This window comes from Pseudomonas sp. BC42 (assembly GCF_021560055.1).
Lineage (GTDB): Bacteria > Pseudomonadota > Gammaproteobacteria > Pseudomonadales > Pseudomonadaceae > Aquipseudomonas.
On sequence record NZ_CP091067.1, the window covers coordinates 618,492 to 641,947 of the forward strand.

Here is a 23,456-nt window from a genome sequence, read left to right on the forward strand (position 1 = left end):
TGTTTCGAGTGTAGACGGGCTATGCGGCGAGGGAGAGCGAGGATCTGCAAAAAGCAAAACCCCCAGCTGGGCTGGGGGTCTTGGGCTTACTCGTCGAGGAAGGAGCGCAGATGCTCGCTTCGCGTCGGGTGGCGCAGCTTGCGCAGCGCCTTGGCTTCGATCTGACGAATCCGTTCACGGGTCACGTCGAACTGCTTACCAACCTCCTCGAGGGTGTGGTCGGTATTCATGTCGATGCCGAAGCGCATGCGCAGGACCTTGGCTTCACGGGCAGTGAGGCCGGAGAGTACTTCGCGGGTCGCTTCTTTGAGGCTCTCAACGGTGGCCACATCGATTGGCGACTGCATGGTCGAGTCTTCGATGAAGTCGCCCAGATGGGAGTCTTCGTCATCACCGATCGGGGTTTCCATGGAGATCGGCTCTTTGGCGATCTTCAATACCTTGCGGATCTTGTCCTCAGGCATTTCCATGCGTTCGCCCAGCTCTTCCGGCGTCGGTTCACGACCCATTTCCTGCAGCATCTGCCGGGAAATGCGGTTGAGCTTGTTGATCGTCTCGATCATGTGCACCGGAATACGGATGGTGCGGGCCTGGTCGGCAATCGAGCGAGTGATCGCCTGACGGATCCACCAGGTGGCATAGGTCGAGAACTTGTAGCCGCGACGGTATTCGAACTTGTCCACCGCTTTCATCAAGCCGATGTTGCCTTCCTGGATCAGATCGAGGAATTGCAGGCCACGGTTGGTGTACTTCTTGGCGATGGAGATCACCAGACGCAAGTTGGCTTCAACCATCTCTTTCTTCGCGCGGCGGGCCTTGGCCTCACCGATCGACATGCGACGGTTGATGTCCTTGATCTCGGCGATCTTCAAGCCGGTTTCGACTTCAAGAGCGGTCAGCTTCTGCTGGCAACGGATGATGTCCGGCTGCAGGCGGGCAATGGCTTCGGCGTATTTGGTCTTGCCTTTGGCCAGGGCGTCGGTCCAGCTTTCATCCACTTCGTTGCCCGGGAACTGGCGCAGGAAGTCGGCACGCGGCATGCGGGCATCACGCACGCAGAGCTGCATGATGGCGCGCTCTTGCTGACGCAGGCGATCCAGGGCGCTGCGTACACGTTCAACCAGGCCTTCGAATTGCTTCGGAACCAGTTTGATCGGCATGAACAATTCGGCCAGGGCCAGCATTTCGGCGATGGCTTGCTTGTTCTCGCGGCCGTGCTTCTTCAGCGCCTTGCGGGTGATCTCCATCTGATCGGCGACAGCGCCAAAGCGCTGTGCGGCGATAACAGGATCCGGACCGCTTTCGGCCTCTTCTTCGTCTTCGGTCGCTTCAGCTTCTTCGTCGTCGCTGTCGTCATCCGCCTTCGCGGTTTTGGTGTCGACAGGCGGCGGCACTTCGGCGGCAGGCGGCGTAATACCGTCGTCCGGATCGATGTACCCGCTGAGAACGTCAGACAGGCGGCCACCTTCGGTGGTGACGCGAGTGTATTCGGCGAGGATGTGATCAACCGTGCCAGGGAAGTGCGCGATTGCGCCCATCACTTCACGGATGCCCTCTTCGATACGCTTGGCGATTTCGATTTCGCCTTCACGTGTGAGCAGCTCTACCGTGCCCATTTCGCGCATGTACATGCGCACTGGGTCGGTAGTGCGACCAATGTCGGTTTCCACAGCCGCCAACGCTGCGGCGGCTTCTTCAGCTGCTGCTTCGTCGGTGTCGGCTTCGGCCAACAAAAGGGCATCCGCATCCGGAGCACTCTCGAATACGTTGATCCCCATGTCGTTGATCATGCGGATGATGTCTTCCACCTGTTCCGGATCTGAAATATCCTCCGGCAGGTGGTCGTTGACCTCCGCGTAAGTCAGGTAACCCTGCTCACGTCCACGGCTGATCAACTCTTTGAGGCGAGACTGCTGTTGCGCTTTTCCGGACATAACACCCTATCCACTGAAGGTCTTGGCGGGCAAAAAACAAGCCGAGGATTATACCCGAGCTATGACCTCACGCGCCAGTTGAGGTCGGGTTCGATGCGGGAACATTGCGTTTTAAAAGCTCAACCAGCTGAATTTTCTCTTCGCTGCTGAGCTCGCTTTGACGCGATTTCCTGAGAAGTTGGTCTAAAACACGCTCGCGTTGGCGAGCGGACAAGCTATTAATGGTGTCGAAAAACTGTTGTTCAAGGTTATCTCCGTCGATCAACCACTCTTTTTCTGCCAGAGCAGTCAGCAGGTGGCCCTGCTGAGTACCGTGCCAGCGCGCCATCAACTGATGAATAGAGCGTAGCTTAGGATTTTTCTGCACGGCTTCGATCAGGGCGACCAGCAACTGTGTATTGATGTTGTCGTCATCGGCAAAGTGCCCGGCATCTTCAACTTTTTCTGCCAACTGCGGGTGATGCAGCAAGGTGCGCAGGGCTGCCAGTGTCGGAGGCTCCACCGCTGCCGGGACCCGCGGGCCCCTGGGCTGGTCGCGATCGCCCTGGCGCCTGCCCTTGCCGTTCTTGTCCCAGGGCTTGTTTTCCCACTTCTTGCCGCCGCCATTTTTCTTCGGCGTCCACTCCTGTTGAGGGACGTAGGTTTCCTGGTGGGGCTCATGGTAGTCGGCGTAATCCGGCATTGCGTCGTAATCAATGCCGGCGTCGTAGGCTGGCGGCGCTTCCGGCGCGGCGTTGTGGACCAGTTGCGTGACGGTTTCGCTGGTCAGGCCGGTGATCTCGCTGAGGCGCTGGCGCATCAGGGTGCGCAGGTTGGCGCCAGGGATCTTTTCGATCAGCGGCGCAGCCAGCGTGGCCAGGTGGGCCTTGCCTTCCAGAGAGCGCGGGTCTGCTTCGTCGATCAGTTGCTGGAAAAAGTAATCCGCCAACGGCTGCGCGTGCTGATTGATCCGCGCGCGGAAGGCGTCGGTGCCTTCGGAGCGCACCAGGGTGTCCGGGTCTTCGCCTTCCGGAAGGAACAGGAAGCGTGCGCGGCGTCCGTCCTGCAGGCAGCTCAGGGTGGCTTCCAGGGCGCGCCAGGCGGCCTTGCGTCCGGCCTGGTCGCCGTCGAAGCAGAACAGTACGTTGGGCACGATGCGGAACAGGCGCTTGAGGTGTTCCTCGCTGGTGGCGGTGCCCAGGGTCGCGACGGCATTGCGCAGCCCTTGCTGGGCCAGGGCAATCACGTCCATGTAGCCCTCGACGACGATGATTTCGTCGAGGTTGCGGTTGTTCTTGCGGGCCTCGTACAGGCCGTAGAGTTCCTGGCCTTTGTGAAACACCGGGGTTTCCGGGGAGTTCAGGTACTTGGGTTTGTCGTCCCCCAGCACCCGGCCGCCAAAGGCAATGATCCGGCCGCGGGTATCGCGGATGGGAAACATCACCCGGTCGCGAAAGCGGTCATAGCGTTTGCCGGTCTCGGCGTTTTCAATCAGCAGGCCGGCGTCGATCATGGCTTTTTGCTGCAGGGTGTCGCTGCTCAGATGCTTGAACAGGTTGTCCCAGCCGGGCGGGGCGAAGCCCAGGCCGAAGTCGCGGGCGATCTCGCCGGTGAGGCCACGTCCCTTGAGGTAGTCCACCGCCGCCTTGCGTGCCGGGTGGCTTTTCAGGGCCTGGCGATAGTAGTCGGCAGCGGCAGTGAGCAGGGGATAGAGCGGGGAGTCCGTGGGCTGTCGGGGTTTGCGCTGGCCGCGAGTGCTTTCCTCGCGGGGAATCTCCATGCCGGCGGCTTTCGCCAGTTCCTCGACGGCCTGGGGGAAGTCCAGGTTGTCGTGGTCCATGATGAAGCCGAGGGCGTTGCCGCCCGCGCCACAGCCGAAGCAGTAGTAGAACTGCTTGTCGGGGCTGACGCTGAAGGAAGGGGTCTTTTCCTTGTGGAACGGGCAACAGGCGGTGTAGTTCTTGCCGGCTTTCTTGATCTGCAGGCGCGAGCTGACGACATCGACGATGTCGGTGCGGTTCAGAAGGTCGTCAATAAAGCTCTGGGGAATGAGCCCGGCCATGGCGTTCTCGTCATCACTGCGGGAAAAAATAGCCCTGGCGACGCTGTCGAAAGACCGGATGCAGCGAGGCGTGAAGGTTGCGCGGCTCGGTCCGGGTTTTCGGCGTGATCGCAGTCGGGAAGTGTATCTGCCGAACGTCCACTGACGTTAGTTTCTATCAGTATTCGACTATTTGAAGGTATTGCGCTGAGTCCGACAGTGGCCTTTGGGTGGCCTCGGATAGCTCATTAAGCGGGCGCCGGAGAAGTGCGCCTTGGGCTGATCGTCTGTAGGAATCAGTAAGGGTGTGCTCGTCAGTAGCCTTGGAAGGCTCGTCAGAAAAGACGTGCACCGCTGGCAAGAGCCAGGTCTGACGTGGTGAAGCAGATTCGTCTGGGTCGCATGGGCGGCTTCGACGGTGAAGCATCAAGCGTATTCCGCAAATGCCATTAGCCCGGCTGAGGGCCGGGCTTGGCAGAAGCTTGCAGCGAACGTCTGTGTATTAGTACAGACGTACGGCGCGGCGCTGTTCGCGCTGAACTTTCTTGGCGTGACGCTTAACAGCAGCAGCTGCTTTGCGCTTACGCTCGGAAGTCGGCTTCTCGTAAAATTCGCGGCTACGAACTTCAGCCAGAACACCGGCTTTTTCGCAGGAGCGCTTGAAACGACGCAGAGCTACGTCGAAGGGTTCGTTCTCTTTAACTTTGACGGCTGGCATCCAGAGCTACCTTCATTCATTACCGGGGTCAACGTTCTCGTCGCAAAAATCGCGGCTGAGGTCGTCGGTTTTTAAGGGTTGCGGATGTTAACCCCTCAACGCTCGGAATGCAAAGCCTCTGATCGAAAACCGCTGGTCGGGCGCGGGAGTGGCGACTATTATGCGCGCCTTCGAATTCAGCCTCTACAAGGCGCAAACCCATGCTAGTACTGGGATTAGAAACCTCCTGCGACGAAACCGGCGTCGCGCTTTACGACAGCGAGCGCGGCCTTTTGGCCGATGCGCTGTTCAGCCAGATCGACCTGCACCGCGTCTACGGCGGCGTGGTGCCGGAGCTGGCTTCCCGTGATCACGTCAAGCGCATGCTGCCGCTGATCCGTCAGGTTCTGGCTGAGGCCGACTGTGTGCCCACCGAGATCGATGCCATTGCCTATACGGCCGGTCCCGGCTTGGTCGGCGCGCTGCTGGTCGGGGCTTCCTGCGCCCAGGCGCTGGCGTTCGCCTGGGGCATTCCAGCCCTGGGCGTGCATCACATGGAAGGTCACCTACTGGCGCCAATGCTGGAAGAGCAGCCACCGGAATTCCCGTTCGTCGCCTTGTTGGTGTCCGGCGGTCATACCCAGCTGGTTCGGGTCGATGGCATCGGCCAATACGAGCTGCTGGGCGAGACGCTGGATGATGCGGCGGGCGAGGCGTTCGACAAGACCGCGAAGATGATCGGTCTGAATTATCCCGGCGGCCCTGAAATTGCGCGCCTGGCCACTCAAGGCGTACCGGGGCGGTTTGTCTTCCCCCGGCCGATGACCGATCGTCCTGGCCTCGATTTCAGTTTCAGCGGCTTGAAGACCTTTGCCCTCAACACCTGGCAGCAGTGCGTCAGCGCTGGAGACGACGGTGAGCAAACCCGTTGCGACATCTCCCTCGCGTTCCAGCAGGCAGTGGTGGAGACTTTGACCATCAAGTGCAAGCGCGCACTGAAGCAGACCGGCCTCAAGCGCTTGGTGATCGCCGGGGGCGTGAGCGCGAACAAGGCCTTGCGCGAGGCTCTGGAAAAGATGCTCGCGGAGATGAGCGGCAATGTGTTCTATGCTCGCCCCCAGTTCTGCACCGATAACGGCGCGATGATCGCCTTTGCCGGTTGTCAGCGTTTGCAGGCCGGGCAGCAGGAAAGCCTGGCAATCACTGTGCAGGCGCGTTGGCCGATGGAGCAGTTGTCGGCCCTTTAGAGGGTGCGCGGCGGCGTAAGCTTGAGTCTTTTGATCGTCGAGGACTTAGAAATGCCGTTCGCGGCCGGCAAACAGGTCGCGTAGATTGCCGCGATGGCGCCAGACGATCAGCAGCGTCAGTACGCTCATCGGCAGCAGCGCTTCGGGCGCCTGCCAGGCCAGCAGCGGCAGGGTCAGGGGCGTGGCGATCAGGGCGGCCAGTGAGCTGGTACGGGTGAGGTAGAAGGTCAGCGCCCAGGCGGCGACGGCCAGCAGGGCGGCTGGAGGATAAAGCCCCAGCAGCATGCCGGCGGCGGTGGCGACACCTTTGCCGCCGCGAAAGCGGAAGTACAAAGGGAACAGGTGGCCAAGGACGGCGTAGAGTCCGACCCAGGCCTGTTGTTGCAGCGAGAGTCCCGCAAGGTGCGCGATCAGCACGGGCACCAAGCCCTTGCAGAGATCCCCCAGCAGGGTCAGGACTGCGAGTTTCTTGCCGGCCAGGCGCAGCATGTTGGTGGCGCCGGCATTACCCGAGCCACTCATTCGCGGATCGGGATTACCCGTCAGGCGGCTGAGCAAAATGGCGAAGGACAGAGAGCCAAGCAGGTAGGCGAGAATCGCCAGTAACCAAAACATGCTAACTATTCCGGGCGAGGACGCCCTGATTCTAACGGCGCATTGCGCCCTTGTCGTGCTGCGGAGAAGAGTGCTTGGACAGAGTGTTTATCGAAGGACTGGAAGTGGACACCGTGATTGGAGCCTACGACTGGGAGCGTGGCATCCGACAGTGCCTGCGTCTTGATCTGAGCTTTGCCTGGGATAATCGCCCGGCCGCCGCTGGGGATGATCTGACGCTGGCGCTGGATTACGCCAGCGTTTCCACGCGGATCCAGGCGTTTGCCGAGCAGGCCCAGTACCAGTTGGTGGAAACCTTTGCCGAGCGTCTTGCCGAAGTGCTGATGAGCGAATTCCATATTCCGTGGCTGCATTTGAAACTGACCAAGCCGGGTGCCGTTCCGGCTGCCGCGGGCGTGGGCGTGGAGATCGAGCGCGGATGTCGCTGACTCAGGTGTTTCTGGGGCTCGGTAGCAATATCGAGCGTGAAGTTCACCTGTGCGCCGGGCTTGATGCCCTGGCCGGCTTTCTGGTGGATATGCGTTGCTCGGCGGTGTTCGAGAGCCAGCCGGTGGGGATCAAGAGCGGCCCGTTCTTCAATCTGGTGGTGTCGGGCTATACCGATCTGCCGTTGATTGAACTGGATCGGCGCTTGAAGTTCATCGAGGCGGACAACGGCCGCTATGCTCCGGACCGCAAAGGCTTGCCGCTGGACATCGATGTGCTGCTGTATGGCGATCTGACCGGCAATTTCGATGGTCTGATCCTGCCTCGGGCAGAGATCCTGAAGAATGCCTTCGTGCTTTGGCCGTTGTCGCTGATGGCCCCTGAGCGAGTGCATCCGCTGGCCGGCAAGAGCCTGGCGGCGCTCTGGCATGAAGCGCAGATCGATCAGGTGTTGGCGCCGGTGCCGTTCGAATGGCGGGGCCGGCAACTGACGCCTCCCGGGCTTTAGTCCCCAGCCTCGGCTCGTGAGGCGGGCAAGGCTTGTGCCTTGCCCGCGGGGCTCAAGGTGTGGGCGGCTCCTTGTAGGCCTTGAGCGCTTTCAGTCGTTCCAGTCTCAGCGCTTCGCCCAGTGCCGGGCCTTTGAAGCCTTGCTCAAGCAACGGCTGGACCGCCACTGCCCGGGCCACATTGGCCGCGCCGCGCAGATAGTCCGCTTGGGGGTAGGGGCGCGACTCCAATCCCAACCGTCCGCGGGCATCCATCTCGCAAGCGGCAATGAACTCTTCGAAGCGCTGCGGGCGACGGAACACGTCAAAGCTTTGCAGCAGCTCTAGCAGTGTCGAGGCCTTCAGTTCCTGCGCCTTGTGGGCGTGGGTGTGGTACTGGCCTACCAGCAATGCCAGTTCCTGGCATTCCCGTGGCACCTTGAACCGCTCGCTGACGGCCTTGATCAGCTCCAGACCCTTGTGTTCGTGTCCGATGTGCCGTGGCCACTCCTGCTCGGGGGTAAGGCCTTTGCCCAGGTCGTGCAGCAGGCAGGCCCAGCGTACCGAGAGGGGCTGATGGTGCAGTGCCGCTTGCTGCAAAACGCTGAGGGTGTGCAGGCCGGTGTCTATCTCCGGATGGTGCGCGGCTGGCTGGGGAACGCCGAACAGGGCGTCGACCTCGGGCATCAGCACCGCCAGGGCACCGCAGTCCCGGAGCACCTGGATGAAGACCTGGGGCTGTTCTTCCATCAGGGCCCGGGAAATCTCCTTCCAGCTGCGCTCCGCGGTGAGGGCCTGCAGCTCGCCTGACTCACTGAGTTCTCGCATCAGTTCGAGCGTCTCTGCGGCCACCCTGAAACCCAGGCCGGCATAGCGCGCGGCGAATCGCGCTACCCGCAGTACTCGAAGGGGATCTTCGGCGAATGCCGGGGAAACATGACGTAACAGCCGTTCTTGAAGATCCTTCTGGCCGTTATATGGGTCGGTCACGACACCCTGATCATCCTCGGCCATGGCGTTGATCGTCAGGTCGCGGCGAATCAGGTCTTCTTCCAGGGTGACTTCCGGGCTGGCGTGGAAGGTGAATCCGCCGTAACCCCGTCCGCTCTTGCGCTCGGTTCGGGCCAGGGCGTATTCCTCGCCATTCTTGGGGTGCAGAAACACCGGAAAATCGGCGCCAACCGGGCGAAAGCCCTGAGCGATCATGTCTTCTGCGCTGGCACCGACTACCACCCAATCGATATCGGTGACCGGCCTGCCCAGCAAGCGATCGCGTACTGCGCCGCCGACTTTGTAAATCCGCATAAAAAACCTCCGTTAGCGCGACAGAATAACTCTTGTGTCGCGCTGACGGAGGACTGTTGTTGGACTCAGAGGTGGATGACTGCCAGGTCCAGCCGACCGTAGTCGTTTTCGTTGTGATCGCTTCTTGGCGGGACGTGATGGGTTTTCACCACTTGATCGCCCTGCAGGGTTTCCAGGTGAATGTCGAAGCCCCACAGGCGGTGCAGGTGCTTGAGTACCTCGTCGGTGGAGTCGCCAAGGGGTTTGCGATCATGTTGCTGGTGGCGCAGGGTCAGTGAGCGGTCGCCGCGGCGGTCGATGCTCCAGATCTGCACGTTGGGTTCCCGGTTGCCCAGGTTGTATTGCGCGGCCAGGGTTTCGCGGATGATCCGATAGCCGCTTTCGTCATGGATCGCCGGCACCAGCAGGTCGTCCTTCTGGTCGTCGTCCATGATGCTGAACAGCTTGAGATCACGGATCACCTTGGGTGACAGGTACTGCAGGATGAAGCTCTCGTCCTTGAAGCTGCTCATGGCGAATTTGATGCTCGACAGCCAGTCGGTGCCAGCCAGTTCCGGGAACCAGCGACGGTCCTCTTCCGTGGGTTCCTCGCATATGCGGCGGATGTCGCGGTACATGGCAAAGCCCAGGGCGTAGGGATTGATGCCGTTGTAGTAAGGACTGTCGAAGCCCGGCTGGTAAACCACGCTGGTATGGGAGGCGAGGAATTCCATCATGAAGCCGTCGGTCACTAGGCCTTCGTCATACAGGTCATTCATCAGGGTGTAGTGCCAGAAGGTTGCCCAGCCCTCGTTCATTACCTGGGTCTGGCGCTGCGGGTAGAAGTACTGGGCGATCTTGCGCACGATGCGCACGATCTCCCGCTGCCAGGGCTCCAGCAGGGGGGCGTGCTTTTCAATGAAGTACAGGATGTTTTCCTGAGGCTCGGCGGGGAAGCGAGCATTGTCCTTGTCGCTGTATTTGTCCGCGCCTTTGGGAATGGTGCGCCACAGATCGTTGATCTGTTTCTGCAGGTGCTCTTCCCGGTCCTTCTGGCGGCGCCGTTCTTCCTCGGCGGAGATCGGGTAAGGCCGCTTGTAGCGATCGACGCCGTAGTTCATCAGGGCATGGCAGGAGTCCAGCAGATCCTCCACGGCATCGATGCCATGGCGCTCCTCGCACTGCATGATGTACTGCTTGGCGAACACCAGGTAATCGATGATCGAGCTGGCATCGGTCCAGGTGCGGAACAGGTAGTTGCCCTTGAAGAAGCTGTTGTGGCCATAGCAGGCATGCGCAACGACCAGGGCCTGCATGCAGATGGTGTTCTCCTCCATCAGGTAGGCGATGCAAGGGTCTGAGTTGATCACGATCTCGTAGGCCAGTCCCATCTGCCCGCGGCTGTAGGACTTTTCGGTGCTGAGAAAGTGCTTGCCGTAGGACCAATGGTGATAACCCAAGGGCATGCCAACCGAGGCATAGGCATCCATCATCTGCTCGGCGGTGATCACTTCGATCTGGTTGGGGTAGGTATCCAGGGCATAGCGAGCCGCGATACGGCTGATTTCGCGGTCGTAGGCCTGGATCAGCTCGAACGTCCATTCCGAGCCGGTGGAGATAGGTTGGCGCTTCTGCTCTCTGGCGGTCATGTCACTAACCTGCGCTGGAAGAGTTCACGGAAGACCGGATAGATATCGCCGGCCGAAACCAATTGTTGCTGGGCGAACGTGTCGGAGAAGGCCTCGGCGATACGTTCGTATTCGAACCACAGGGCCTGGTGCTCTCGTGGAGTGATCTCCACGTAGGTGTAGTACTGCACGAAAGGCATGATCTGGTTGATCAGGATGTCGCGGCAGATGGGCGAGTCATCGTTCCAGTTGTCGCCGTCGGAAGCCTGTGCGGCGTAGATGTTCCATTCGTTGCTTGGATAGCGCTCGGCCATGATCTCCTGCATCAGTTTCAGGGCACTGGAGACAATGGTCCCGCCGGTTTCCCTGGAATAGAAGAACTCTTCCTCGTCCACTTCACGGGCACTGGTGTGATGGCGGATGAAAACCACGTCGATCTTGTCGTAGTTGCGCTTGAGGAACAGGTACAAAAGGATGAAGAAGCGTTTGGCAATGTCCTTGGTGGCCTGGGTCATGGAGCCGGAGACGTCCATCAGGCAGAACATCACCGCCTTGGAGCTGGGGTTGGGCTGTTTCACCAACAGGTTGTACTTGAGGTCGAAGGTGTCGAGAAAAGGCACGCGATGAATGCGCGCGCTAAGGCGTTCGATTTCTGCTTCAAGTTCCTGAATATCGCCGAAGTTGTCCGGTTCTTCGCGTTTCAGGCGTTCCAGCTCTTCTTTCACCTCCCGCAGCTTGGCCCGGCTGCTGCCGGACAGGGCAATGCGTCGGGCGTGGGCCGAGCGCAAGGTGCGGATGATGTTGATCCGCGACGGGTTGCCTTCGTTGCTGATCCCCGCTCTCACGGTCTTGAAGGTGTCGGTGCCGGTCAGGTTGCGTTTGACCAGGTTGGGCAGTTCCAGGTCTTCGAACATGAACTCGAGGAATTCTTCCTGGGTAATCTGGAAGACGAATTCGTCCATGCCTTCGCCGGAGTTGCCGGCCTTGCCGCGGCCGCCGCCACCGCCGCCGCCCTGAGGCCTGGCGATATGTTCGCCGGCGGTAAATTCCTTGTTCCCGGGATGGACCACGGTCTGCTTGCCGCCACGGCCGTGGTGCAGCACCGGTTCGTCGATATCCCGCCCGGGAATGCTGATTTGTTCGCCGTGCTCCATGTCGGTGATGGAGCGGCGGCTGACGGCCTCTTCGACGGCCTTTTTAATATGGTCACGGTAACGCCGCAGGAAGCGCTGGCGGTTCACCGTGCTCTTGTTCTTGCCGTTGAGACGTCGGTCGATCACATAGCTCATGGGCCCCTCCGGGGAGCTTCAAGACATAAGCCTCAAGCCGCAAGCGGCGTAGCGGCGGGGCCCGGGAGGGCTCCGCAGCATCGCGCTTGCAACTCGTAGCTAGAAGCTTGCAGCTGCATCACTGCGATTTTCTGACCCGCAGATACCATTCGGACAGCAGCCGAACCTGTTTGTCGGTGTAGCCGCGCTCGACCATTCGTGTGACGAAGTCGTTGTGTTTCTGTTGATCCTCCTTGCTGGCCTTGGCGTTGAAGCTGATGACCGGCAGCAGGTCCTCGGTGTTGGAGAACATTTTCTTCTCGATGACCACCCGCAGTTTTTCGTAGCTGAGCCAGGTGGGGTTCTTGCCGTTGTTGTTGGCCCGGGCACGCAGGACGAAGTTGACGATCTCGTTGCGGAAATCTTTCGGGTTGCTGATGCCGGCCGGTTTTTCGATCTTCTCCAGCTCCTCGTTGAGGGCCACGCGATTGAGGATCTCGCCGGTTTCCGGATCGCGGTATTCCTGATCCTGAATCCAGAAGTCTGCATAAAGCACGTAGCGGTCGAAGATGTTCTGGCCGTACTCGCTGTAGGACTCCAGGTAAGCGGTCTGGATCTCCTTGCCGATGAACTCGATATAGCGCGGCGCCAGGTATTCCTTGAGGAAACGCAGGTAACGCTCGCGGGTTTCCGCCTGGAACTGTTCCTGCTCGATCTGCTGTTCCAGCACGTACAGCAGGTGCACCGGGTTGGCCGCCACTTCATGGGGGTCGAAGTTGAAGACTTTCGACAGGATCTTGAAAGCGAACCGGGTCGACAGGCCATTCATCCCTTCATCTACGCCGGCGCTGTCGCGGTATTCCTGGATCGACTTGGCCTTGGGATCGGTGTCCTTCAGGTTTTCACCGTCATAGACCCGCATCTTCGAGTAGATGTTGGAGTTCTCCGGCTCCTTGAGGCGCGACAGCACAGTGAACTGCGCCAGCATTTTCAGGGTGTCGGGGGCGCAATGGGCCTTGGCCAGGGAGCTGTTGAACAGCAGCTTGTCGTAGATCTTCACCTCATCGGTGACGCGCAGGCAGTAAGGCACCTTGACGATATAGATCCGGTCGATGAAGGCTTCGTTGTTCTTGTTGTTGCGGAAGGTGTGCCACTCCGATTCGTTGGAGTGGGCCAGCAGGATGCCGGTGAAGGGGATCGCCCCCAGTCCCTCGGTGCTGTTGTAGTTGCCTTCCTGGGTGGCGGTCAGCAATGGGTGCAGCACCTTGATGGGGGCCTTGAACATCTCGACGAATTCCATCAGGCCCTGGTTGGCCCGGCACAGTGCCCCGGAGTAGCTGTAGGCATCGGCATCGTTCTGCGGGAATTCTTCCAGCTTGCGGATATCCACCTTGCCGACCAGTGCCGAAATGTCCTGGTTGTTCTCGTCCCCGGGCTCGGTCTTGGCCACGGCGATCTGGTTGAGAATCGACGGGTACAGCTTCACCACGCGGAACTGGCTGATGTCACCGCCAAACTCCGACAGGCGCTTGGTGGCCCAGGGCGACATGATGGTGTTGAGATAGCGCCGGGGAATGCCGAAGTCTTCTTCGAGAATCGCGCCATCTTCCGTGGCGTTGAACAGCCCCAGTGGCGATTCGAAGACCGGGGAACCCTTGATGGCGTAGAAGGGCACTTTTTCGATCAGTTGCTTGAGCTTCTCGGCCAGGGACGATTTACCACCGCCCACCGGACCCAGGAGGTAGAGGATCTGCTTCTTCTCTTCCAGGCCCTGAGCGGCATGTCGGAAGTAGGAGACGATCTGGTCGATGCATTCTTCCATGCCATGGAAGTCTTCAAAGGCCGGATAACGCCGGATCACCTTGTTGGAAAAGATTCGTGACAGCCTCGAGTTGGTCGAAGTGTCCAGCAGTTCCGGCTCGCCGATGGCCAATAGCAGGCGTTCGGCGGCGGATGCGTAGGCGCTTCGGTCCTTCTTGCACAGCTCCAGGTATTCCTGCAGTGAGAACTCTTCCTGGCGTGTGGATTCGAAGCGCTGTTGGAAGTGGCTAAAAATACTCATGACGTCACCTCGCTCGATACGTTGAGCCGGCGTCGGATCAGTCAGTCAAGTGCTGGCGAGCAACTGAAAATCCAGTTGCCGTTTACCCCCCAGAACACTTCCAAAGCTATCGACCTTGAAAGCTAGTACCGATGACCCACTCGCCGGTGTACCGGCTCTCCCCTGATTTGGATGGCCTGAGGCTAAGGATAGTTCGGAATCCGGGAGGTCAAGGCGAGATGGGGAATTAGTTGCGCACTACCGTTCGTCCGGTGGCGCGTCAGCCCACGTAGTACGCGGGCTGGAGCTGAGGAAAAAAATTATTCGGCGCCGCCTTGGGCGGTTTCCGTCGGGTAGGTGCTGCGCCACAGCTCGAAGCCGCCGTCGAGGCTGTAGACATCGGAAAAACCCTGGCTCACCAGATACGCGGCGGCGCTCTGGCTGGAGTTTCCGTGATAGCAGACCACCACCAGCGGGGCGTCCAGATCGGCGTTGCGAATGAAGTCGGAAATGGAGTGATTATCCAGATGCTGCGAGCCGCTGATATGGCTCAGGGCATAGGTTTGCGGGTCGCGGATGTCCACCACCACGGCACCTTGCTCGCGCAGCGCCTGGGCCTGTTCTGGGGGAATGCGTTTGAATTCGCTCATGGCGGGCTCCTGGAGCTTGATAGTCAGCGCCGACTAGCGCTTTGCCGAGACAGGCAAGGGGTTGGGGGAAGGGTGTGCGGCGTGTCCCTGAGCATCGCAATCACAGGTCAGGCGCACGCCGCTGTCGACATTCAGCAGGGTCATGGCGCCGCCCCAGACGCAGCCGCTGTCGAGGGCGAAAATGCCGGGTTGGTTGCTATGGCCTTCCAGGGCCGCCCAGTGGCCGAAGATGATCTTCAGGTCCCGGGTCTTGCGCTCCTTGTGACTGAACCAGGGGGCATAGCCCGCCGGGGCGGTATCCAGTCCTTCCTTGCTCTTGAGATCGAGCTTGCCCTCGCTGGTGCAGAAGCGCATGCGGGTGAAATAGTTGGTGATGACCCGCAGGCGGGTCACGCCTTTGAGGTCACTGTCCCATTTCGCCGGGTCGTTGCCGTACATGCCGTCCAGAAAGGGTTCGAAGAGGTTGTCGTCGCGCAGCGCCTCTTCCACCTCGGCGGCGCATTTGAGGGCCTTTTTCAGCGACCACTGAGGGGCGATGCCGGCATGCACCAGGGCCACATGGCGGGCTTCGTCGTAGTGCAGCAGTTTTTGCTGGCGCAACCACTGCAGCAGCTCTTCGCGGTCGGGGGCCTCAAGGATCTCGCGCAAGGTGTCGGACTTTTTCAAGCGCTCGATGTTGCGCCAGGCGGCCAGCAGGTGCAGGTCATGATTGCCCAGCACGCAGACCAGCGAATCGCGGATCGAGTACAGGTAGCGCAGGGTTTCCAGCGACTGCGGGCCACGGTTGACCAGGTCGCCCACCAGCCACAGGCGATCCCGGGCCGGGTCGAAGGCGACTTGTTCAAGCAGGCACTGCAGTGGCTCCAGGCAGCCTTGCAGGTCGCCGACAGCGTAAGTTGCCATCAGTGCAGGGCTCCGGGGACCGCCAGGCGGAAGGGCGCGATGATGGCGTCGAACTGTTTGCCGTCTTCGGCGAGCATCTGGTAGCTGCCCTGCATGTTGCCGACCCGGGTGGTCATCACGGTGCCGCTACTGTAGGTGTGGCTTTTGCCGGCGGCGATCAGCGGTTGCTGGCCAACCACGCCGGCGCCGCGCACTTCTTCCACGTGACCGTCGCCGTCGGTGATCACCCAGTGCCGGGACAGCAGCTTGGCCGGGAGCGAGCCATTGTTATGAACGGTGATGGTGTAGGCGAATGCGAAGCGGTTCTGCTCGGGTTGCGATTGGTCTGCCAGAAAGCGGGTGACGACGCTGACATCGACCTGATAACGAGGATCGGACATGCAAGAGGCCTTTAAAGCAAAGCGGGGCGCGGGACAAAGCTGATGGAGGTCAGTCTAGGTCAAGTACCGGGTAGTAAACCAGACATCCTGTCCGGCGTCCTACCCGATCTCGGGCAGAGGTAGCGCTCAGTCGGCAGCAGGCTTGGGCTGGTCGGCCAGCTGATCGGCCAGGCGCACGAAAGCGGCCAGGTCCAATTGCTCGGGGCGCAGGCTGCCGTCGACGCCGGCGGCTTCGATTTCGGCGCTGCTGAGGAGGGCCTTGAGGGTGTTGCGCAGGGTCTTGCGGCGCTGGTTGAAGGCTTCGCGCACGATGCGTTCCAGCAGTCGGTGATCCTTGGCCGGGTGTGGCAGTACCGCATGGGGCACCAGGCGCACGATGGCCGAGTCGACTTTCGGTGGCGGGTTGAAAGCGCCGGGACCGACATTGAACAGGTGTTCCACGCGGCAGTGATACTGGACCATGATCGACAGGCGGCCCCAGTCACCGCCGCCGGGTCCGGCTGCCAGACGTTCGACCACTTCCTTTTGCAGCATGAAGTGCATGTCGCGGATCAGCCCGGCGTTCTGCAGCAGGTGGAAGATCAGCGGAGTGGAGATGTTGTAGGGCAGGTTGCCGACCACCCGCAGGCTGCTTGGCGCCGCGCCCAGGGTGTTGAAGTCGAACTTCAGGGCATCGCCCTGGTGCAGGTTGAAGTTGCTCTTGCCAGCGAACTGCTGGTTGAGGATCGGGATCAGGTCCTTGTCCAGCTCCACCACATCCAGATGCGCGCCGCTGCCCAGCAGGCCTTCGGTCAGGGCGCCCTGGCCCGGGCCGATTTCCAGCATGCGGTCTTCGGGTTTGGCGTGGATGGCCCGCAGGATGCGGTCGATGACGCCGGCGTCGTGCAGGAAGTTCTGACCGAAGCGCTTGCGCGCCCGGTGTTGGTATTGCTCGCTCATAAACGGTTCTCGGCCATCTGGTAGGCGGTTTCCAGGGCGACCTGCAGGCTGCCGGTGTCGATCTTGCCGCTGCCTGCCAGATCCAGGGCGGTGCCATGGTCGACGGAGGTGCGGATGATCGGCAGGCCGAGCGTCACATTGACGGCCGCGCCGAAGCCTTTGTATTTCAGCACGGGCAAGCCTTGGTCGTGGTACATCGCCAGCACTGCGTCGCAGTGCTCCAGATATTTGGGGGTAAACAGAGTGTCGGCTGGCAATGGACCGCGCAGGTCCATGCCTTCATTGCGCAGGCGCTCTAGGGTAGGTTCGATGATGTCGATTTCTTCGCGGCCCAGGTGTCCGCCTTCACCGGCATGAGGGTTGAGCCCACACACCAGGATGCGTGGCTGGGGGATGCCGAACTTATGCTGCAGGTCGGCATGCAGGATCCGTGTGACCCGCTCCAGGCGCTCGACGGTGATGGCGTCGGCAATCTCCCGCAAGGGCAGGTGGGTGGTCACTAGAGCCACGCGCAGGCCACGGGTGGCCAGCATCATCACCACTTGTTCGGTGTGGGTCAGGTCCGCGAGAAATTCGGTATGCCCGGAAAAGGCGATTCCGGAGTCGTTGATCACGCCCTTGTGCACGGGGGCCGTGATCATGCCGGCGAAGTGCCCATCCAGGCAGCCCTGGCCAGCGCGGGTCAGGGTTTCCAGGACGAAGGCGGCATTGGCCTGGTCCAGCTGGCCGCTGATTACCGGTTTGCCCAGGGGCGTGTCCCAGACATACAGGCTGTTTGCGGGGGCGGGTTGACTCGGCAGTTGCTCCAGGGTCACCGGCAGCAGATTGACTGCCACACCCAGTTGCGCGGCCCGCTCAAGAAGCAGGTCGCGGCTGGTAATGGCAATCAGGGGGTAAGGCTGGTGTTGCGAGGCGAGCAGCAGGCATAGGTCAGGACCTATACCCGCCGGTTCGCCGGGTGTCAGAGCGAAACGTCTGGGTTTCACTGTGCCGCCTGTTCAGCGCCAGGCAGTTTGATTTCGACGTAGGCCTCGTCACGGATCTGTCGCAACCAGGTCTGCAGCTCTTCGTCGTACTTGCGGTTGCGCAGGACGGTCATGGCTTGTTGCTCACGGGCCTGGCTGGTGCTGTCGGTGGCGCGACGGCCAAGGACTTCCAGTACGTGCCAGCCATAAGGACTCTTGAACGGCTTGGACAGCTGACCTTGTGGGGTCTTGGCCATCACTTCGCGGAATTCCGGTACCAGGGCGTTCGGGTCGATCCAGTTCAGATCACCGCCGTTGAGTGCCGAGCCTGGGTCTTCGGAGTAGCTTTTCGCCAGTTCGGCGAAGTCTTCGCCGGCTTCGATGCGCTCATAGAGCTTCTGCGCTAGGCGCTTGGTCTCTTCTTCGCTGCGAATTTCGCTTGGCTTGATCAGGATGTGGCGTACATGCACTTCGTCACGCACCTGATTGCCGCCACCGCGCTTGTCCAGCAGCTTGAGGATGATGAAACCGCCTGGGGTGCGTGCTGGCTGGGTGATGTCGCCAACGGCCATTGCGCTCAGTTCGCGGTCGAACGGTGGAGGCAGTTGAGCGGCTTTACGCCAGCCCATGTCGCCGCCTTCCAGGGCGTTATCACTGCCGGAGCGGGCAATCGCCAGTTGGGCGAAGTCCGCACCTTGCTTGAGTTGCTGGTACACGTCCATGGCCTGGCGGGCGGCACTCTGAATCGCTTCGGAGTTGGCGCTTTCCGGGGTCGGGATCAGGATATTGGCCAGGTGCAGTTCTTCGGAGAGCTGCATCTTGCCCAGGTCCGAGGCCAGGAAGTTCTTCACCTCCTGCTCCGACACCTGAATGCGTTCGGCCACACGGCGTTGACGCACGCGGCTGATGATCATCTCGCGGCGAACCTGATCACGCGCGTCTTCATAAGACAGGCCATCGTGAGCCAGGGCGGCGCGGAACTGCTCGATGCTCATGCTGTTGCGCTGGGCAATGGTGCCGATGGCCTGGTTCAGCTCTTCATCGGTGATGCGGATGCCGGAACGCTCGCCAATCTGCAGTTGCAGGTTTTCAACGATCAGGCGCTCCAGAACTTGCTGTTCCAGAACGCTGGTAGGTGGCACGCCACCGCCACGCTTGGCGATGGTTTGCTGGACTTCGTGAACCCGCTGGTCCAACTGGCTCTGCATGACCACGTCGTTATCGACGATGGCCACGACCTTGTCGATGGACTGCACCGCGGCGCTGGCCGCGGTACTCAGGAACAGCGCGCCCAGCATCAGCGGGCGCAGACAATCAGAAAGCTTGGTCTTCACGTTCACGATAACCTTGGATGCCTTTGTCGAGGAAGCTCTCTACTTTGGTGCCCATGACGCCACCGAGACCCTTCAGAACAATTTGGAGGAAGATGCCGCGGTCGCCTTTCTCGTTTTCCGGAGCGTTCTGACTGAACTCGTCATACTTGACCCAGTAACGGCTGATCAGGCGCAGTTTCCAGCAGCAGTTGTCGTATTCGAAACCACCGAAGGCCTCGAGCGTGCGGTTACGGTTGTAGTCGTACTGCCAACGGCTGATGGCGTTCCATTGCGGCACGATCGGCCAGATCACCGAGAAGTCATGCTGCTGGATCTTGTAGTAGTCCTTCACGTAGCCAGGCTGGCCCGGAGTGCCGTAGTCGCCGCCCATTTTCCAGGTGCCGCTGTTCTGGTCATAGCGGATCTGGTCGTTGCGGTAGCGATAGCCGGCGTTGATGACCTTGTTCGGGTTGTCTTCAGGCTGGTAGTGGAGCATCGCACTGCCGGAACGCGGGCTGTGGCTGTCCGGGTCCCAGTTGTAGTCGGCAGTGGTACGCCAGTCGCGGTTGTAGCGGTATTCGTATTCAAGCGCGTAAGGCGAGACGTTGGACTTGGCATCCGCACGGGTGCGGTAGTCGATACCCGGGAGCTGGACGGTGCGGTCCTTGAAGTACAGAGCCTGGCCGACGCTGATGCGTTGACGCTGGAAGCCGTTGTCCTCGATCCAGCGGCTGGTTACACCCAGGGACAACTTGTTCTCGTCGCCGACACGGTCGGAGCCCGAGAAGCGGTTGTCGCGGAACAGCGAGGCGTAGTTGAAGGTGTATTCGCCGGTATCGAACACCGGGATGTCCTTCTGGTCTTCCTCGGGTACATAGAGGTAGAAGGCGCGCGGTTCCAGGGTCTGGCGGTAGTTCTTGCCAAACCATTGGGTGTTGCGGTCGAAGTACAGGCCACCGTCGAGGCTGGCGATTGGGACGCCGCGGTTCTGCGAGCTCTTGTAGGACTCGCCCAATGCCGAGGCGTTGTTTCTATTGCTGACCAAGTCGCCTTTGCCTTGCGCATCCAGATCAAGATTGTACTGGGTGTACATGTACTTGAGGGACGGTGTCAGGTAGCCGTAGCTCCAGTTCAGCGGCAAGCTGACGCCAGGCTTGAGGTTCAGGCGGTCACCGTTGGAACGGGCCAGCCCGGCAACGTTTTCATCCAGGCGGCGAGTTCCGATTGCAATGCCATTAGCATCGAATGGGCCGCCGTCCTTGTCAAAGTAGTTGCCTTTCCTCAGGTCGCGCTCGAAGCGCACCAGCTCGGTCTCGTAGGTGAAATCCAGACCTTGTGGGTGATATGGCAAGGCACCGTTGAAAGTGATTTGCGGCAGGCGGTTGTACGGGGTGATGTTGGACACGCTGGCCAGCTCGTACGCCTGTACGTTGAGGCGAGCGGTGTAGTCATCACCACGATAGGTCACGGCACCTTGCTGGTTGACGTAGTCGGTGGACGACTTCACGCCGAGCTGATCGGTCTGCAGATCCTGGAAGTAATAAGGATCGCTGATCTTGGTGTAGTCGACCTCGGTCATCAGACGCGAATCAAGCCCGCCCTTGTGCTGCCAGTTGAGCATGTAGCGGGTTTTTTCGTAGTCGGTCTGCTTGCTGCGATCGGTATCGTCGTCGTTGAGGTAAGCCGCGCCGAACTGACCTTCGCTGCTCTTGGTCAGGTAGCGGAATTCGCCTTCCATCAACAGGCCGCGCTTGGCCATGTAGCGTGGGTACAACGTGGCGTCGTAGTTAGGTGCCAGGTTGAAGTAGTACGGCGTGACCAGCATGAAGCCGGTGTCGCCACCACTGCTGATGCTCGGTGGCAGGAAGCCGGACTGGCGACGGTCGTCGATCGGGAAGTAGATATACGGGGTGTAGAGCACCGGAATATCTTTGACCCGCAAGGTGACGTTGGTCGCAGTACCGAAGCCGGTGGCCGGGTTCAAGGTGATGTTGTTGCCCTTGAGCTGCCAGGCGTTGCTGTTCGGTTCGCAGGTGGTGTACGTACCATCCTTGAGGCGGATGATGGCGTTTTCCGCACGCTTGGCGTACAGCGCGCTGCCCCGCACCCGCGACTTGTGCATCACGTATTCGGCGTTGTCGACCTTGGCTTCACCGGTGTCGAGTTGCACGTCGGCGTGGTCGCCGACCATCAGCGTGCCGTTGTCGCGAATCCGTACGTTGCCGCTCAGTTCGCCACGGTTCTCGGCCTGGTACAGGTTGGCCTCGTCGGCCTCGACCTGCATGCTGCCCTGGCGCATGACCACGTCACCGGCCAGGGTCGCCACTTGTGCTTCCTGCTGATAACGCGAGGCCTTGGCGCCGATAAAGGTCGGGGCGTCACTTTTATTCGTCTTGTCATTCATGCCAGGACGAATCGGTTCGATATAGGAACCAGAGCAGTAAGGACCGGTCTCGGCCAATTGAGCGGCGGTGAGCTTCTCACGCGGCACCCAGTCGAGGTGGCTGTAGTCCGCACTGCGGGATTTCAGTCCACGGCCTTTGGCTTCGGTCACCAGCGTCGGCTTGTCGCCGCTGGCTGCTTCGCCCGCAGCGCCGGCATCAGCCGCTGTAGCAACGCTGGAGCTGACCGAGTTGGCGTCGTGAACCGGCCGTGGAGGCAGTTGGGCTGCGCTGGTTTTCGGCGCACAGGCCCAGCCACCCGAAGCAGAGACTGAGCAGTCATACTGTTCCGCAGCGACCACGAAGGAAGTGGCTAGAGGTTGCAGGGCCAGCAAACCGCCGGTAACCAGCAACGGGAATTTTTTACGAAACGCGGGGGATTTCAATGCCATCTTATTAGTCCGGGCTTCCTGCGTGCCATCTGCCCGCGGTGTGGGCCGCACGCCTCTCGATGGTCTGAAAAAGATGCTGGATAATAAAGCATGACCCGCTTGACGGCTAGCGCCGTCGGAGACCCTTGTAATGCCTGACCAAGATGTACGCTTGCAACACCTGAAAGTTTGGCTCGATGAGCAGTTGGCGATTGTTTACGCAGAGCAAGGCTGGGGCGAAGTGCCCCCGGCGGCATTGACCGCGGCCAGTAGCGACGCGAGTTTCCGCCGTTATTTCCGTTGGCAGGGTGCTGACCGCAGCTTTGTGGTCATGGATGCGCCGCCCCCCCAGGAAAATTGCAAACCCTTCGTGGATATCGCCCATTTGCTGGCGACTTCAGGCATCAACGTGCCGAAAATTTATGCACAGGATCTGGCGCGCGGCTTTCTGCTGCTCAATGACCTGGGCAACAAGACCTATCTCGACGTGATCGACGAGCACAACGCCGACGCGCTGTTTGACGACGCATTGCAAGCGTTGCTGGCGTTTCAGCAACTGCCGATGGAGGCGCCGCTGCCCAGTTACGATGTGGCTCTGCTGCGTCGTGAGCTCGAGCTGTTTCCCGAGTGGTACGTCGGACGCGAGCTGGGGATCACCTTCAGCGCGCAGCAACGTGAACAGTGGCAGCGGGTCAGCGATCTGTTGATCGACAGCGCGCTGGCGCAGCCCAAGGTGCTGGTGCACCGCGACTACATGCCGCGCAACCTGATGCTCAGTGAACCGAACCCGGGGGTTCTGGATTTTCAGGATGCGGTCTACGGTCCCGTGACCTATGACGTCACGTGCCTGTTCAAGGATGCCTTCCTCAGCTGGCCGGAGCCTCGGGTCCATAGCTGGCTCAGCGACTATTGGAATCGCGCCCGGGCGCTGGAAATTCCCGTGCAGGACGATTTTGCAGCCTTTCTGCGTGCCAGCGACCTGATGGGCGTGCAGCGTCACCTCAAGGTGATCGGGATCTTCTCGCGGATCTGCCATCGCGACGGCAAGCCGCGGTACCTCACGGATGTGCCGCGCTTCCTTGCTTATATAGAAGCGGTACTGGCCCGCCGTCCCGAGCTGGCCGAACTTGCGCAATTGCTGTGCAGCCTGCGCCAGTCCGCGGGGAGTGAGGCATGAAGGCGATGATTCTGGCGGCCGGCAAAGGCGAGCGCATGCGCCCCCTGACCCTGACCACCCCCAAGCCATTGTTGCCGGTGGCTGGCGTCCCTCTGATCGAATACCACCTGCGGGCCCTGGCTCGGGCGGGCTTTCGCGACATCGTCATCAATCACGCCTGGCTCGGCCAGCAGATCGAGGATGCGTTGGGCGATGGCCAACGCTGGGGCCTGAACATCCGCTACTCGGCTGAAAGCGAGCCGCTGGAAACCGCAGGCGGAATCTTCCAGGCCCTGCCATTGCTGGGTGACCAACCGTTCCTGGTGGTCAATGGCGATATCTGGACCGATTACGACTTCGCCACATTACGCCGCCCGCTGACCGGGCTTGCTCACCTGGTCATGGTGGACAACCCGGCTCATCACCCCAGCGGTGGTGATTTCTGCCTGGAGGACGGGATGTTGCACGACGCTCGCCCTGGAGTGGCGGCCCTGACCTTCAGCGGTATTTCGGTCCTGCATCCCGACTTGTTCCAAGACTGCGTGGCCGGTCCTTCCAAGCTCGCGCCACTGCTGCGCGAGGCCATGGCCCGGGACCAGGTCAGCGGCGAGCACATGCAGGGACAGTGGATCGACGTCGGCACGGTCGAGCGCCTGGCGCAGGTTGAGCGCCTGCTGCAAGCGAGTCGCTGAT

21 protein-coding genes are annotated in these 23,456 nt (G+C 60.7%); 6 read left to right on the forward strand and 15 right to left on the reverse strand.

Features of this window, described 5'->3' with window-relative positions; translation table 11 throughout:
• Positions 1 to 86 precede the first annotated feature (86 nt).
• Both rpoD and dnaG read right to left on the reverse strand, forming a co-directional pair.
• A complete protein-coding gene (gene rpoD, locus L1O02_RS02870) occupies positions 87 to 1,934 on the reverse strand; it encodes an RNA polymerase sigma factor RpoD (protein ID WP_016967955.1) in 1,848 nt (615 codons plus the stop codon).
• Positions 1,935 to 2,001: 67 nt separating this feature from the next.
• The gene (gene dnaG / locus L1O02_RS02875) at positions 2,002 to 3,975 is read right to left on the reverse strand and encodes a DNA primase (RefSeq protein ID WP_108545169.1); all 1,974 of its coding nucleotides are present in this window, start codon (positions 3,973 to 3,975) and stop codon (positions 2,002 to 2,004) included.
• On the opposite strand from dnaG, the gene L1O02_RS02880 reads away from it, so the two are divergent.
• Positions 3,974 to 4,120 carry a hypothetical protein gene (locus L1O02_RS02880; RefSeq protein WP_159426288.1) on the forward strand — a complete coding sequence of 49 codons (147 nt, stop codon included), beginning with the start codon at positions 3,974 to 3,976 and terminating at the stop codon, positions 4,118 to 4,120. The two genes, dnaG and L1O02_RS02880, sit on opposite strands and share 2 nt — an antisense overlap.
• Positions 4,121 to 4,456: 336 nt before the next feature.
• Here L1O02_RS02880 and rpsU read toward each other — a convergent pair whose 3' ends face one another.
• Entirely contained in the window at positions 4,457 to 4,672 is a 216-nt protein-coding gene (rpsU, locus tag L1O02_RS02885) for a 30S ribosomal protein S21 (RefSeq protein ID WP_002551877.1), read from the reverse strand.
• 200 nt (positions 4,673 to 4,872) lie between these two features.
• Here rpsU and tsaD point away from each other — a divergent pair, with 200 nt between their 5' ends.
• Positions 4,873 to 5,898, forward strand: coding sequence for a tRNA (adenosine(37)-N6)-threonylcarbamoyltransferase complex transferase subunit TsaD (gene tsaD / locus L1O02_RS02890; protein ID WP_060841382.1), 1,026 nt, complete (start codon positions 4,873 to 4,875; stop codon positions 5,896 to 5,898).
• 45 nt (positions 5,899 to 5,943) lie between these two features.
• Here tsaD and plsY read toward each other — a convergent pair whose 3' ends face one another.
• Positions 5,944 to 6,513, reverse strand: coding sequence for a glycerol-3-phosphate 1-O-acyltransferase PlsY (plsY, locus tag L1O02_RS02895; RefSeq protein ID WP_060841381.1), 570 nt, complete (start codon positions 6,511 to 6,513; stop codon positions 5,944 to 5,946).
• A gap of 74 nt (positions 6,514 to 6,587) precedes the next feature.
• Between plsY and folB the strand changes: the two genes are divergently transcribed.
• On the forward strand, positions 6,588 to 6,941 hold the full coding sequence (folB, locus tag L1O02_RS02900; RefSeq protein ID WP_060841380.1) for a dihydroneopterin aldolase: 354 nt from the start codon (positions 6,588 to 6,590) through the stop codon (positions 6,939 to 6,941).
• Positions 6,932 to 7,447: a 2-amino-4-hydroxy-6-hydroxymethyldihydropteridine diphosphokinase gene (gene folK / locus L1O02_RS02905; protein ID WP_060841379.1), complete on the forward strand. Its 516-nt coding sequence runs from the start codon at positions 6,932 to 6,934 to the stop codon at positions 7,445 to 7,447. The genes folB and folK overlap by 10 nt, the downstream gene beginning before the upstream one ends.
• Before the next feature lie 52 nt (positions 7,448 to 7,499).
• Here the strand turns inward: folK and L1O02_RS02910 are convergent, their stop codons facing one another.
• From L1O02_RS02910 to L1O02_RS02960, 11 genes are all read right to left on the reverse strand, one after another.
• On the reverse strand, positions 7,500 to 8,729 hold the full coding sequence (locus L1O02_RS02910) for a multifunctional CCA addition/repair protein (protein ID WP_060841378.1): 1,230 nt from the start codon (positions 8,727 to 8,729) through the stop codon (positions 7,500 to 7,502).
• 65 nt (positions 8,730 to 8,794) lie between these two features.
• Complete coding sequence (locus L1O02_RS02915) at positions 8,795 to 10,357, reverse strand: SpoVR family protein (protein WP_060841377.1); 1,563 nt, start codon at positions 10,355 to 10,357, stop codon at positions 8,795 to 8,797.
• Entirely contained in the window at positions 10,354 to 11,625 is a 1,272-nt protein-coding gene (locus L1O02_RS02920) for a YeaH/YhbH family protein (RefSeq protein WP_060841376.1), read from the reverse strand. Before L1O02_RS02920 ends, L1O02_RS02915 begins: the two co-directional genes overlap by 4 nt.
• A gap of 118 nt (positions 11,626 to 11,743) precedes the next feature.
• On the reverse strand, positions 11,744 to 13,666 hold the full coding sequence (locus L1O02_RS02925; RefSeq protein ID WP_011063831.1) for a PrkA family serine protein kinase: 1,923 nt from the start codon (positions 13,664 to 13,666) through the stop codon (positions 11,744 to 11,746).
• Positions 13,667 to 13,965: 299 nt separating this feature from the next.
• Complete coding sequence (gene glpE, locus L1O02_RS02930) at positions 13,966 to 14,295, reverse strand: thiosulfate sulfurtransferase GlpE (protein ID WP_060841375.1); 330 nt, start codon at positions 14,293 to 14,295, stop codon at positions 13,966 to 13,968.
• Positions 14,296 to 14,328: 33 nt separating this feature from the next.
• Complete coding sequence (locus tag L1O02_RS02935; RefSeq protein ID WP_108545145.1) at positions 14,329 to 15,198, reverse strand: symmetrical bis(5'-nucleosyl)-tetraphosphatase; 870 nt, start codon at positions 15,196 to 15,198, stop codon at positions 14,329 to 14,331.
• Entirely contained in the window at positions 15,198 to 15,578 is a 381-nt protein-coding gene (gene apaG, locus L1O02_RS02940) for a Co2+/Mg2+ efflux protein ApaG (protein ID WP_060841373.1), read from the reverse strand. The genes L1O02_RS02935 and apaG overlap by 1 nt, the downstream gene beginning before the upstream one ends.
• Before the next feature lie 126 nt (positions 15,579 to 15,704).
• On the reverse strand, positions 15,705 to 16,517 hold the full coding sequence (gene rsmA / locus L1O02_RS02945; RefSeq protein WP_108545146.1) for a 16S rRNA (adenine(1518)-N(6)/adenine(1519)-N(6))-dimethyltransferase RsmA: 813 nt from the start codon (positions 16,515 to 16,517) through the stop codon (positions 15,705 to 15,707).
• Entirely contained in the window at positions 16,514 to 17,503 is a 990-nt protein-coding gene (gene pdxA / locus L1O02_RS02950; RefSeq protein WP_235759520.1) for a 4-hydroxythreonine-4-phosphate dehydrogenase PdxA, read from the reverse strand. The genes rsmA and pdxA overlap by 4 nt, the downstream gene beginning before the upstream one ends.
• Complete coding sequence (surA, locus tag L1O02_RS02955) at positions 17,500 to 18,816, reverse strand: peptidylprolyl isomerase SurA (protein ID WP_042942111.1); 1,317 nt, start codon at positions 18,814 to 18,816, stop codon at positions 17,500 to 17,502. The genes pdxA and surA overlap by 4 nt, the downstream gene beginning before the upstream one ends.
• Positions 18,797 to 21,628 (reverse strand): LPS-assembly protein LptD, encoded by a 2,832-nt coding sequence (locus L1O02_RS02960; RefSeq protein ID WP_108545148.1) that lies wholly within the window; start codon positions 21,626 to 21,628, stop codon positions 18,797 to 18,799. The genes surA and L1O02_RS02960 overlap by 20 nt, the downstream gene beginning before the upstream one ends.
• A 130-nt stretch (positions 21,629 to 21,758) precedes the next feature.
• Between L1O02_RS02960 and L1O02_RS02965 the strand changes: the two genes are divergently transcribed.
• Together L1O02_RS02965 and murU are read left to right on the forward strand one after the other, a co-directional pair.
• Positions 21,759 to 22,784: a phosphotransferase gene (locus L1O02_RS02965; RefSeq protein WP_108545149.1), complete on the forward strand. Its 1,026-nt coding sequence runs from the start codon at positions 21,759 to 21,761 to the stop codon at positions 22,782 to 22,784.
• Entirely contained in the window at positions 22,781 to 23,455 is a 675-nt protein-coding gene (gene murU, locus L1O02_RS02970) for an N-acetylmuramate alpha-1-phosphate uridylyltransferase MurU (protein ID WP_108545150.1), read from the forward strand. The genes L1O02_RS02965 and murU overlap by 4 nt, the downstream gene beginning before the upstream one ends.
• The last annotated feature ends 1 nt before the right edge of the window (position 23,456 follow it).

Coding starts and splice junctions, on each gene's coding strand:
- L1O02_RS02925 (WP_011063831.1), bottom strand. CDS start 13,666: ATGAGTATTTTTAGCCACTTCCAACAGCGCTTCGAATCCACACGCCAG.
- tsaD (WP_060841382.1), top strand. CDS start 4,873: ATGCTAGTACTGGGATTAGAAACCTCCTGCGACGAAACCGGCGTCGCG.
- plsY (WP_060841381.1), bottom strand. CDS start 6,513: ATGTTTTGGTTACTGGCGATTCTCGCCTACCTGCTTGGCTCTCTGTCC.
- apaG (WP_060841373.1), bottom strand. CDS start 15,578: ATGTCCGATCCTCGTTATCAGGTCGATGTCAGCGTCGTCACCCGCTTT.
- dnaG (WP_108545169.1), bottom strand. CDS start 3,975: ATGGCCGGGCTCATTCCCCAGAGCTTTATTGACGACCTTCTGAACCGC.
- L1O02_RS02935 (WP_108545145.1), bottom strand. CDS start 15,198: ATGGCAACTTACGCTGTCGGCGACCTGCAAGGCTGCCTGGAGCCACTG.
- L1O02_RS02910 (WP_060841378.1), bottom strand. CDS start 8,729: ATGCGGATTTACAAAGTCGGCGGCGCAGTACGCGATCGCTTGCTGGGC.
- L1O02_RS02960 (WP_108545148.1), bottom strand. CDS start 21,628: ATGGCATTGAAATCCCCCGCGTTTCGTAAAAAATTCCCGTTGCTGGTT.
- glpE (WP_060841375.1), bottom strand. CDS start 14,295: ATGAGCGAATTCAAACGCATTCCCCCAGAACAGGCCCAGGCGCTGCGC.
- L1O02_RS02920 (WP_060841376.1), bottom strand. CDS start 11,625: ATGAGCTATGTGATCGACCGACGTCTCAACGGCAAGAACAAGAGCACG.
- L1O02_RS02965 (WP_108545149.1), top strand. CDS start 21,759: ATGCCTGACCAAGATGTACGCTTGCAACACCTGAAAGTTTGGCTCGAT.
- rpoD (WP_016967955.1), bottom strand. CDS start 1,934: ATGTCCGGAAAAGCGCAACAGCAGTCTCGCCTCAAAGAGTTGATCAGC.
- L1O02_RS02880 (WP_159426288.1), top strand. CDS start 3,974: ATGGCGTTCTCGTCATCACTGCGGGAAAAAATAGCCCTGGCGACGCTG.
- murU (WP_108545150.1), top strand. CDS start 22,781: ATGAAGGCGATGATTCTGGCGGCCGGCAAAGGCGAGCGCATGCGCCCC.
- folK (WP_060841379.1), top strand. CDS start 6,932: ATGTCGCTGACTCAGGTGTTTCTGGGGCTCGGTAGCAATATCGAGCGT.
- L1O02_RS02915 (WP_060841377.1), bottom strand. CDS start 10,357: ATGACCGCCAGAGAGCAGAAGCGCCAACCTATCTCCACCGGCTCGGAA.
- rpsU (WP_002551877.1), bottom strand. CDS start 4,672: ATGCCAGCCGTCAAAGTTAAAGAGAACGAACCCTTCGACGTAGCTCTG.
- rsmA (WP_108545146.1), bottom strand. CDS start 16,517: ATGAGCGAGCAATACCAACACCGGGCGCGCAAGCGCTTCGGTCAGAAC.